Annotated in this window: 3 protein-coding genes; all 3 read right to left on the reverse strand. The window is 43.5% G+C overall.

Annotation, left to right across the window (positions count from 1 at the left end; genetic code table 11):
- Positions 1–9: 9 nt before the first annotated feature.
- Positions 10–735 carry a UMP kinase gene (gene pyrH, locus WC222_03605; GenBank protein MFA6915456.1) on the reverse strand — a complete coding sequence of 242 codons (726 nt, stop codon included), beginning with the start codon at positions 733–735 and terminating at the stop codon, positions 10–12.
- 77 nt (positions 736–812) lie between these two features.
- On the reverse strand, positions 813–2,159 hold the full coding sequence (eno, locus tag WC222_03610; GenBank protein MFA6915457.1) for a phosphopyruvate hydratase: 1,347 nt from the start codon (positions 2,157–2,159) through the stop codon (positions 813–815).
- 97 nt (positions 2,160–2,256) lie between these two features.
- Positions 2,257–12,879 (reverse strand): DEAD/DEAH box helicase family protein, encoded by a 10,623-nt coding sequence (locus WC222_03615; protein ID MFA6915458.1) that lies wholly within the window; start codon positions 12,877–12,879, stop codon positions 2,257–2,259.
- Positions 12,880–12,902: the final 23 nt, after the last annotated feature.

Below are 12,902 nucleotides of genomic sequence, written 5' to 3' on the forward strand. Positions count from 1 at the left end.
AAGTACTCCTTAATCTCCGGCGATACGTGTTCCTAAGGTGCTTTGAGCCATTTTTGAGAGGAACTGTCGATCGCGGAGCAATGCTTTGTTAAATACGTCGATAGGAATGCCGTTGTCGCGGCATAGTATAACAGCAGTAGCATCCATGACCTGCAGTTTTTGCGCAAGGACTTCGGAGTAAGAAATTTGGCTGTATTTTTCAAGACCAGGGTGAGTGCGCGGATCGGCGGGATAGACACCGTCGACATTAGTGGCTTTCCATAAGACATGGGCACCAATTTCACAGGCGCGCAGGGCGGCGGCGGTATCGGTGGTGAAGAAGGGATTGCCTGTGCCGCCGGAAAATATAAGAAGTTTTCCTTCTTGAAGGAAATTTTGCGCTTTTCGTAGGTCGTAGGGGGTGATAGCTTTAGGGCATTCCAGAGCGCTCATTGCGATGGCGTCGCAGCCTATACTGCGGAGAGCTTCTTGGAGTGCGATGCCGTTGATCATCGTTGCGAGCATACCCATATAGTCTGCGGGGACGCGGGGGAGGCCCTTACCGGTAATTTTAATACCGCGGAAGATGTTGCCGCCGCCAATGACGAGAGCGATTTGAAGGTTCTGTTTTTGAAGTTCTGCAAGGGAAAGGGCTAGAGTGTGGCAGGCGTCTTGTTGGATGCCGAAAGGTTCTGAACCCATAAGGGTTTCGCCGGATAATTTTAAAAGGATGCGTTGGGGGGGTGAAGAATTCATAAGCATTGTTATAGCAGAAGAAAATATTTTGCAAAATGGTGCGCTTTATTCAAAGCGCACCTAAGAAAATAGCGAGTCTATTTGCAATGGCAGTTTGACCCGCAGCCGCCGGCGCTGTTGCCGGTGATGAAGGCGGGGTTGCTGTCGACGTATTTTGCTAGTTGGCCTAGCTCATTTTCGATTTCGAGGAGGCGGTTGTATTTTGCAATACGGTCAGTGCGGGAGAGAGATCCTGTTTTGATTTGTCCGGCGCGGGTAGCTACGGCGAGGTCGGCGATGAAGCAGTCTTCTGTTTCGCCGGAGCGGTGTGAAATAACCGTAGTATAACCGTGGATATGGGCGATGTAGATCGCTTCCAGGGTTTCGGTTAAGGTACCGATCTGATTCAGCTTAATAAGGATACTATTGGCGCATTTTTCTGCGATGCCTTTGCCGAGGAATTTTAAGTTGGTGACGAAGATGTCGTCGCCGACGATTTGGATTTTCTTACCCATTTTTTCTGTTAGAAGTTTCCATCCTGCCCAATCGTGTTCGGAGAGGCCATCTTCGATACTGTCGATGGGGAATTTTTTGCAGAGGTCTTCGAGGTAGGCAATCTGTTCTGCTGCGGTGCGTTCTTGAAATTCCTGGCCTTGGGCTTTCTTTTTCTTTTCGATGTATTTGCCGCTGGTTTTGTCAAAAAACTCAGATGCAGCACAGTCAAGCGCTAAGGTGACATCGTTTCCGGGGCGGTAGCCGGCTTTCTCTATGGCTTGGATGATGGTTTCGAGCGCTGCTTCGTTCGAAGGGAGGTTAGGGGCGAAGCCGCCTTCATCGCCGACGGCGGTGACGTGCCCTTCGGCTTTAAGGAGTTGTTTTAGCGATTGGAAGATCTCTGCCCCCATACGCAGCGCTTCGCGGAAGCTGGATGCGCCGACGGGGCGTATCATGAATTCTTGGAAGTCTAGGCTATTGTCAGCGTGTGCACCGCCGTTGATGATGTTCATCATAGGGCAAGGAAGGAGGGAGGTGAACGTTCCGCCGATATAACGGTAGAGGGGTGTCTTGAGTGTATGGGCAGCTGTCCGTGCGATGGCTAGGGAAGCGCCGAGGATGGCGTTAGCACCTAGTCTTTCCTTGTTGGCGGTTCCATCGGTAGTGATCATGAGACGGTCCAGTTTCTCTTGATCGAGGACACATTCGCCGACGAGAAGTTGGGCGAGGGGGCCATTGACATGTGAAACGGCTTTAAGGACACCTTTGCCCCTGTAGCGGCCTGCGTCATTGTCGCGGAGCTCCAATGCTTCAAATTCTCCAGTAGAGGCGCCGGAGGGAACCGAGGCAGAACCTGAGACACCGCATTCGGTAGTTACGGTAACTTTGAGGGTAGGGAAGCCGCGGGAATCTAGAATTTCTATGGCTTTAACGGATTTAATTTTGCTCATGGGTGACTCTGGGGATATGCATTTGAAGACAGAAAATTTTCATGCCGTATAGGCAATGGCACTTTGTGCTAGAAGTTGCCAAAATCTAAGCATTATTTCAAGAAAATAGCCTTCTGACAGGGCGACTGATAAAGTTCCAAAGAGGTTGGGTATAGTAATTGCGCAGCCAGAAAATGGGAGTGAAAAGAGTGACGGTGGTGAATGCAGCGCTAATGAGTCCGGTGATGGTTCTATAGGGGAAGGCAAAGAAATTTTGTATGCCATCGCCCTTAGAGCGGAGTTTGCTGGGCAAATCAATGAAATCAAAAAAAGGTATGTCTTGGACTTTGCGTGCTACATCATAATGGATGCGCCAATTATCTAATTGAGCTTCGGACAAGTCTTTCCAACGGTCGTTTTTAAGTTTAAGAACGTCAGGTAGGTTATCATCCTTGATAAATTTAATTTGGTCTGCATTTAGTAGTTCTATTTGTTTAGGAGGAAGCTTTGGGATGACGGATGCCATGATATTCCGATCCGTAATGAGAGCGATTTGAGCGGGGGTAAGATACCCCAGGCCTACGTTGCTTAAGTAGCAGAAAAAATGTTGATCTTTAATAGAAAGTACTTGGGTTTCGTTAAGGCTAGTAAGCTGCCATTTGGCAAGATGTTGGATCTGTTCGTTTGCCACATGCGTTATTTGATGTTGCGGTAACTTTTTCAATACATCAGCATCTTCCAATTGTTTGACTTGGTGTTCTGAAAGCTTGCCGTAGTCCTGAGGAGACATATGTGGAACGAAATCTTTTGTTAAAGCTTGGATTGCTACAGTTTCATGAATGCGTTGAATAAGGCTTTTGTCAAGGGAGTTGAAAACAGTGAGGTTAGTGTGCACAATTTGTAGTTGTGCGTCAGAAATATGTTGATGACGACGTTCTATTGGAACTAGGTGCATTTTGTCTATAGGAAGGGCTTGTATAGATTCAGCGATTTCAAGGAAGGGGATCATGTCGTCCGTCACTATTCCTGCTTTCACTTGTGCAGGGGTAATCCACTTCCATTTTTCAGGGATTCTTTTCAGTTCTTTTTCCTGAGTGATCAAAGCTACTTGCGGTTGAGTGATGAATTTTATTTTCTGATCATTGAGCAATTCGAGGGTTTTTTCTAATTGTATTTCCTCAACTTGCTCGTCCAGAATATGCGTGAGCTGGATACTTGTTAGAGAGTCGAGTAAAGGAGGAATAAGCGCATGGAGGCGTTTTTCATCATTGCCGATCCAAGGAACTTGTTTGGGGTGTATCCATTGCATTTGGTCTGGGTGGAGGTGGATAAACTGCTGAGGGGTGAGAGTGGCAATGAGCTCCGGTTTACGTAGCCAGCCGATCTGCTGTTCCTTAAGATAATAGGTTTGAAGTTCTTTAAGATTTAGAATAGGGGAAGAAGATAGGTGGTTGACTTGATCCCTTTGGAGGAGTTCGATCTCTTCAGGTGTGTCAAGTTCTGCGATGGAGTCGGGATTAAGGCGTAGTCTTCCATTTCCGCCGGGTTTAAGGGCCGCAAGGTTGGGATGGAAGATGTCCGATTTAACAAATAATTCGTTTTGAAGGGGTGTATTCAGCACCTTCAGGGCGACAAATTTTTGTTTTGTATCAAAACAGGTGCAGGGCTTTTCGTGAGTGCATTCTGTGTTCAGCCATATGCTTGTGTCTTCTTCGTTGGCATCGAGGTATGCCATATTCCCATTAGAGGCGTTCACTTCAACAAGAGTTTGGCGAATGGCGGGATTGTTGGGCAGGGGACGGGGATTATCATAATAAGATTGTCCGTTGGAGTCGACAAGCCATACATTCTGATAGCTTGAGCTGTGGCGTAGAAGGTTGATAAATTGACCGGCTTCTTTTTTTGAAAGTTGAACAGAGACTATGCCTGTTCTGGTTTCAATGAAGAGTATTTGCTGAAATCTTTTAAAGGAGTTGTGGAAGATGGGCAAAATGCTGCTTTGAGTGTGTAGAAAGTTATCTGTGGCATAGTGAAGATTACCGAAAATATTTTTATAGGGACGTTCGTAGCTGAAACTTAAACGCGCTTTATCTCTATCTAAAGCATCATGCAGCGACATTACTCTAGCAGATTTCAGAGGGTCTTTTAGGAATGCTAAAATGTCTTCTCGGGTCCATTCAAATTCACCGGCAGGTTTCTCCTCTTTTGGGAAATTGTAGCGGTTGAGCTCTGTTTTGATTTCCTGATTAACCTCTACTGTACGTTCTGTGGTTACTGTACGGCTTGATTGCTGCACCACGGTAACTTGTACGCCTAATCCCTTCATATCTTTTGCGGTTTTTTTCTCGGCTAAATGTTTAGATGCATTGATTTCTTCAATAAGTTCCTTTATTTGGGTTTCGATTTTTTTTATGAGCCCTTGGGGAGTACCGGGAATCTTTTTTAATTTTGCTAGTTTATCATTGGCGTAACCTACCAAATCTTCTTTGGTATCGACAGTGTATTCAAGGGAGCCGAAATCCTCACTGGGTTTATCTTGAACAGTTGTACGCAAAAATTCTTGATAGGGTTTGATTTCTCGTAAGTCGATATGTTCTCCACGTGCCCTAGGTCCTAATATAAAATGCTCCATGATGGTGCTTTCGAGGATGAAATCCGCTTTATATTGGAATGCCTCATCGATCCTTTTTCCTAGTTCAATGGCTTGATTCTTGATAAAGGTATTCATTTGCGCACGCAGGTTTTTTCCATTCTGATCCATTTTAGGCATGGAAGAAGTATTGAGGACGATTTCGATGTTTTGATTTTTATTCAAAATTTGACGCAGCCTGAAAAGGGACTGAAAAAAGGTGCGTCGGAGCATCATATAGTCCACAGAGAGAATATTAATGGCATCATCGGGTTGTGGTACATCTGTGCCGGTGCAGCCTTTCTCATTGATAAGGAAAAAGCAGGCATTGATGTCGACATTGGCTTTCTGGAAGTCTTCCGGTTGCGTTCCATCTAGGAAAGTCCTGACAGAGGTTCCGTCAGCCTTTTCTGAATACACACAGGGAATGGGAGTTCCGTTGCCGCCGGGATGATGGAGATAGAATATATGGTTGATAGGCCTCTTAATGGGTCTTTCCGGAATTTTTTCGGATCCTTTTTCAGGGCGGGGGTTATAGAATTTCCAAATCCTTCCCGGAACATCGTTAGAAGGAATATGTTTAGAGAGTGCCGACGCATCGAGGAAGCCGACAATCCTTTCTTTATTAGGGTTGTTGGTAACGATTTTATTTAGGATGTATTCAGGATCATTATTTGTCGTTTCATGGATGGGCACTTCGCCGTTGCTTTCGCGACGGAAAAGTTTGTCAATGATAGAGCCTTCGGTCCCGACATCCAGGAGAATGTTTTTGACTAATTTACTGGCAAAGGTTAGGTAGTTCCAGGGTGTGCCTGAAAATCCACGGAAGCTATTAAACAACCAGGCAAGTGTAAGCCCATTGGCAGTATACCTTTCAGGAAAATAAGTCACCTTTTCAGCAGCTATTTCCCTTTCTATGCGTATTGAACGCAAAGGATCTGATTGCACATTTTTAACTGCAGCATCCATAGCAGCGGGGTTATCGCTTTCGGAGAGGCGGATGCCGGTTGCTTCAAAATACTCTACCCCTGATGGAGTATCGTTGAGTAGTTTTTTTGTTTTAAGGACTTCCTGCTCGGCTTTTTGGCGCATTTTCTGCGTGAAGAATATTAGCTGGTCTTTGCCTGGAGGGAATCCGAAGAGGTTTTGGAACCAGAGGACAAGCTTGCGGTAGTGGTAGCCTATTTCGGTAAGGGCAGGAATTCCTGCACCTTCGTAGGGGACAATATCTATTCCCAAGCGGCCGAAGTTGCGTCCGGCATCTTCAGCAAAAGCTGTGGGGAGGATATCTTTATAGAGATGGCGTACAATAGCTATTTCGTCCGCAGCTTCCCTTTCTTCGCTGCGTTTAGAATTTTTAAGTTTTTTAAAGTATTGCAGAAAGAGGAAGTCATCTTTTTCTGTACCCTTAAGCTGTTCTATTTCTTTTTGATACTTGTCACTATTATCCACATATCTCTGTAATTCAGGATTGATGGAGTTGACGGCATAGCGGATGAAGGCGGAATGAAGATCCGGATGGCGGTGGAGCCGCATCGAAGGGAATGAGTTGGCCAATTCCTGCGCTATCACAGAGTAAATATTTTTGAATTGTGAAGGAGAAAGCCCTTTTTGTTTGTTTTCTTTAAGGTTCATCCACTCTTTTAGGGAAGTTAATTTACCGTTTTCATCAGGAATCTGTAGGCTGTCTGAGTTAAAATACTTGTAGATCTGCTCTACAAGGAGTATTCGTTCATGTTTTAATTTTTGCGGTTCGTTTCCGGGGATGTCGACGGCATATCCTAGGTTTAATAGCTGGTCTATTTCATCGCCTAAAGCATCTCCTTTTTCGCGCTGGCTATTGCAGATATCAGCCATCAGCTCAATGGATTCATTTGAGTAGGCAGCTTCTAAACTTTCTTTCTTGAGGTAAGCCCATAGGAATTCCATGAGCTGTGGAGTCATTAAGATGACATCGCCGGTTTTTTCCGCTGCGTTCATTCTCTGGATGATTTCATTTAAGACTGCAACGGAGTTAAGCTTGTCAGGGGGATATTCTAGGGAGATTACTCCCTGGTTGAAGTTTTGGCGCTGAGATTTCCTCAAATTTGCTTTGACAGATCCTAACTGTTCCGGCTGAACGATTAGGATGGCGCGGCGGCCGGAGCGTGCAGCTTGAGAAAGGAGGATGGAAGAGAGAACGGCTGTTTTACCTCCTCCCATGATCAGCTGTACTATGCGGTTAACATATTTACCGTTTTTATCAAGCTTAGACATTTTTTCAAGTAAGAAGACCTGTTTGGGGCGGGGAGTCATCTTGCTCATGTAGTCAAAAACCAGGACGGTAGGGAGTTTCTGTGGGTCATAGATCTCTTTGAGAGGACGCATAAGGGCGCGTATTTCCCGCAGAAGGTCCTGTCTTTTACTGTTATCCGTTTCTGCAGTTAGTTTGGAGCCGAGTACCATCAGTTCCTTAATCTTACGGATCTCGATGCTGGCCTGAAGGTGTTCAGCGGTCATTTGATAAAGCTGGGAAACTTCATTTTCAGTGAGGTTTGGATTCGCTTTTAGATATTGTTGTCGGCTCTTTTGGTTGAAGAGGTGATGGAGGTCTTCCATGATCAAAGGACGTTGGAATTCGGCTTCGCGTTTTGACCGTTGGAATTCATTTATCGTTTTATTGGCTAAATTGAGGAGGGTTTCAGAGCGGTTTGTATTCTCCGATTCTTTTGCAGTGAGAACAGTAGCCATTTTTGAGAATAGATCCGGGCTAACCTCAGGCTCTATCGGCTTGTTCTCTTGGTTTGCATTTTCTTCGATACCGGCGATATAGTCAGGATTGAACTCGTCAAAAGCGGTTTGAATTAACTCTTCCAGTACCTCTTCTGATGGATCCGTGATAGGAGGGGGACTGAAGAGGGTAGGTTCAGGCCGCTTTACTTTATTTTGTTCAGGCAGGGGAGGGATGAACTGTTCCCGAAGAGATGCCAGAGCAGAAGGTTGAATAGGGAATGTTAAGTCATTATCTTGAGGACGCAGCACCTTTTTGGGAGCTTTTTTCAATGTTTTATAGGGCAGCTGAGGACCTTGGAGCTCTGCCCACTTTGGGCTTAAGGGCGAGGAGCCTTTTTTTTGATTTATACCTTCGTTGTTTTTTACTACTTGGTTTAGTTTATAAATAAAATTCCAGATCGTTTCTGCTTTACTTTCCCTCTCGTCAAAATAGGTTTTTACAGGCGTCACGGCGTCAGGAACCATGGCATTGGGTTGCAGTGCGGTTTGAAGGTATGCATAAAGCTCTCGGTCAATCTCATTTTTAAAATTGTCAGAGTTTGCCCCCCACAACTGCAGCCTGAAGGCAAGCCTTTTTTTCTCGGCTTCCGATTGAGACTTGGAATTACCCTGGACATTGCCTCTTGCGATGAGGTATGCCGAGTAAAACATTTTTTTCCATGTCTGCCATCCATGAGCTTGGGCTAGGGTGTTTGTGAAAATAAATGGCTGTAAGTAGTTCTCGAAGGAAATTTCAGGGTTTTCTAATGTTGGAATAAAGTCATAGGAATTAAGTATTTGCTGAATTTTACGTTCAGCATTTTGCGTTTGTTGATGTGTTCCATAGCGAGTGGATAAGCTTTCATTAAAATGCCTCTGGATAGAAGGAGTATTGATATCAGCCAGGGATTGGATATTTGGTAAAGAGGAGATTTGCTTGGAAGGCACTTTCTTATTTAAGATCTCTTTGCGATTTTTAATAATTTTATCGAGATTTGTATTGCGAATGAATTTAGCAAGTCTCAAAAGAGCTAATTCCATTTCTTTGGGAAGCTCTAGCTGTGTAGAAAGCCGTTTTATATTGCTTAGATAAGTTTGAATGAGGGTTTCCGATACAGCATTCTTTAGAAGATAATTTGCTTTAAGCCCTATAGCAGCAGCTTCCACAGAAGAATCGTATTTTTCTGCGTATGTGATGATTCTCTCCAAGCAATAGGCACTTAGAATGTCTACGTTCTCTGTCGGTTCGATAGAATCCAGGAGCGTTTTCGCTTTCAAATATTCCTCTTGCCCTAACAGAATATTCGATAAAATAACCCTTTCAGAAAGTGTCCTAGGTTTTACGCTTCCGTTGGCATAGTCGAAGAAGATAAATGAGGAGCTGTCGGGGCGGCGGATCGAAATATGGGCGGACTTCTCACCTCTACTTTTAACGATCTTGCGGTTAGAACACATGATTTTGGAGGAGCCGTCATATTTATTGATCAAAACTAGGTAGTTATTGTTCCCATACAGCAAACCATTTTGCCTAAGAGGAGCGAGAACTAGATGAGGATGGCTTTCAAGGACAATTTCTTTATCTTTCACTAGGAAGCGCGCATTGAAGCGCGGTAGACTGTACCCAGTGATTTCTCCCTCAGAATTTTCTTCCACTAATATGTATGCGGGATCTTCAATAAGATCTAGGCCTTGTCCCATTTCTTTAGGCATATAGGGGTGCAACGTGATCGATCTGTCATGAGCTGGGTGAATTGTACCGTCACTTAATTGCACATAAAGCGGGTTTCCGTTTTCTTTCGATGAGTAAATGACCTCTCGTGGAGTGTTAAGACTTACCCAGGCCGTCGTATTTCTAAATAAAGAGCTAGGGATATTACCTTCTTTAATTTTATGAGAGGGTAAATACTGATACCATGAACCATTGATTTCCCTTTGGGTGCATAAACCGGGTGAATTGTTAGGGAATAGGATGGGGCCAAGTTTTTTTGAGACATATCTTGAAGTTGATCCGATATGAGTGAGCTGGGCAGAGGGATCTTCTCCTAGGATTTCCTTTGCCCATTCTAGGTCGGATTTGTCCCAATTCCCGGTTTGTTTTGTGAGTGTATTTTCAAAAAGTTTTAACATCCCTTGGGAGAGGTAGAAGTTCCATTCTTCCTTGCTTGGTGTAGTTGCAGTTAGGATTCCTGGACTATTAAATTTGATAGTTAAGGAGGTGTCTTGTTTGAGAAGATGATTTTGGGAGAGGATATTTTGAGCTACTTTTTCCCATTGCGGACTGTCAAACGTTTCTAATGCTTTTTGTACGCATAACTGTGCATAAGCTTGAGTTTCGGATGTAAGATAGGGATGGGTCCATTCGTGGCTGCGGGATTCTTTATTTAGGAAATACCAGCTTTCTAAAGCATTTCCTATCTGATTAGAGTTTAGAACAGAATAAAGATAAAGGCGGTGTTGGTGCAGTGCATATTTTTCATTAGGGGTTAAGTCATCTAATTCCAGCCATTGATTGACTAATGCAAGCAGCGGTTTTGCATCATAGACCCCTCTTTGATGCAGATTGGCACCAAAACGGACAAAAAATAGGGCAGCATCGACGACGGGTCTTTTTTTATACTGCAACTCTACATACCGTTCCAAGCCTTTTTCAATAAACTGTTTGCATCGCGCTTGCAAGGCGAGCTCATCCTCAAGAAGCTGGCCTGTAGGATCATAGTGGTTTTCACTTAGGAATGGTGCATTGTTGTATTGAACGGAAATATCATGTCTCATCGGATCTGAGGTGATGTACGTGCGGAAGAAAAGCGTTTCAAATAATGCCTGCTCTTGATTTGAGGTGAGAACGGCAATGTGTCTGGTAAAATGCTCGATCAACTGAAACGGCAGAAGTTGCCTGTCTGCAGTACATAATAATAAATCCCTAGGTGTATAGGGAGTATTGGCCCATAATTTTTCAGTCTCTTTATTGGTTAATGTTTCGTTTTCTGTTTTATTGAGCTTTCTACGGAATGTATTATCTTTAATGAGTTGGCTTCGATAGTAATCCAAAGGAAAAGTATGTTCAGGCGATGCTGTAGGTTGTTGGAACTTTCCTATTTCTGTAGGTTTATTCTCGCTATTCAAAGCTGCAAGAAAATAAGAAATTGTATCGGTTTTGTAATGGGACGATCTCTCCACTTTTGCTTCCCAAAAAGAGGCTTTATCAGAGGCAAATCTAAAGTTTTTTTGATGTTGGAAAAATTGGCTGCGCATAGCAGCGCTGCGAAGATGGTGGATGTGGGGTGTTTTGGAGTTTAAAAGGGAGGAATAGTAGGAATAGTATCCTCTTTTTTCCGGATTAACATTGGTTGCATATTGCAGGGCCTTATGCCTATCTCCACCTGCTAACTCAAGATAGAATTTTGCATCATGAGAATTTTCTTCGTTCTCAGCAAATACTATGGAGTTTTCAAAATTAAAAAGGCTCTGCGGTAAGTTCCTCAGATCACTGTGAATTTTCATACTGTGAGCAATACTACTTCTTCCACATTGTTTGAAGTATTCTTGCGCTTGACGCTTAGTTGCTGCTGTATGGGGATCGAATTCGATTTCAGGTTGGTCTACAGAAGGAGCACCATAATGGACAATATAATTTTTTAAATTAGTCTTAACGGTGCTCAGGGAATCATATTTTAGCGCTAGAATATGGGTTAAGGCATATAGCTTGTCAAAAATGGCGCTATGTTTGGATTGGGTAACCGATTTGGTATTAACAAGCGCTTGCTGATACACATCACCCAGACTATCCAAGCTTTTAAGAACACTTTCAAGTTGCTCAGCATCTAGTTGAGCCCATCTATCATCAAAAAGGGAAAGGGTGCTGACGACTTGTTCAACCTGAGAAATTAAAGCTAGGGGAGTTTGCAGAGCACCCTCACTTTTCATCGCTGTGGCTAAGGTCTCTAAGGATTCTTTAATCTCCTTAGGCTTGGCCGGTAATACAAAGCTTGTAGAGGTGAAAAGGGGTTTTGCAGCAATTTTTGCAGGTTGAGCTGCCCGGGTAATTTTAATACTATTGATAGCCTCTCGAGATGCATCTTTATGTGTATTAAGCGTGACTGCATAAGGGTCTATAGGGGTTTTACTACTTTGACGCTGATCAGAAATCGCATTGTTTTGCGCAGTGATGCGTTCAATAATATCCTGTGTAGTGACGCGAATTTGCTTGATTTCATCCTCGTCGATATAGCCTGCCTCAAAGTATTTGAAGACCATCTTTTGCAAATGTTTTGCTGAATCTTTTAACACTTGTCTGCAATTCTCAGCTCCGGGGTTGTCTTCAGCTAGAACGTTATGGGCTTTATCCCACACTTCGATAAGGGCCTTGGTGAGAAAGCGTATTTTTGCAGTTTTGTAAGTTTCTTTGTCGGCAAAGGATTGATAACCCATTGTTTTAAGAACATTCCAATTAGACTCATAAGGCCTCTGACCTGTAACAAATGTTCCGGTTTGATCAGCTTGGTTGTTATAGTGGGGCCAAAAACTTTTAAAAATTCCATTAGTGATGAAATCTAATTCGATTTTGTTGTCAGTGATAGTGGTTTGTAGTAATGCCTCAAAGAAATCTGACCGTATTTTGCCATCATCATTAAAAAATAAATAGGAGGAGGGGATAGAGGTGAAGTGGATAATAGGTGAATTTTTAGCTTCTGCATTATCAACTTCAATCGTTTGATATTCTTGTGTGTTTCGATCCGTTGACCACAGTAAAACATCGTATTTGTCATTATCAATGCGTTTGAAATTAACAAAAATCTTATGGATCCCTCCCTGTGTATGATATTGGATCGGAATGTAATATTCTTGATTTTGCGGTAGAGATCTAACCTCATGGGCGGTCTCTAAAGCCGCTTGTTTAATTTGATGGGCAATTTCGCTAAAGTTGGTCGAGTTTTTGACAAGCGTCTTAGTTTTATCTATGCGAGCCTCTATCTTTTCCAAACTATCAAAAATTTTTAAGGCGGTGGGAAAATGGGCAAAAAGTGCCCGTGCCATACCAATTCCGCTTTGTACGGAGGGACTTTTAATTCCGGGTAGATTCAACCAGGGATGTGAAAATAAATGCGCCAAATTAAGAAATAAGGGGCTGTTTTCCAACCCACCCTTTATATTACCTTCGGCACCTAAGTAATTTGTTGTTTCATGCCGGGTATTAAGTAGAGAATAGTGTTCAATATCTCTTGATAGAAGATTAATTTCCTCTTGAGAGAGGGGTTCCTCTCTCTGGGGGGATACAAATGGTAGAGAAGGTAAATTACGCTGGGGATTTGAAGGGGGATGTGGAATGTACCCTGCAAAGTCACTAATCCGCGGCGTTGACATAGTAACCTACTTAGTTGGATTTT

This window comes from Parachlamydiales bacterium, from assembly GCA_041671045.1.
GTDB lineage: Bacteria > Chlamydiota > Chlamydiia > Chlamydiales > JABDDJ01 > JABDDJ01.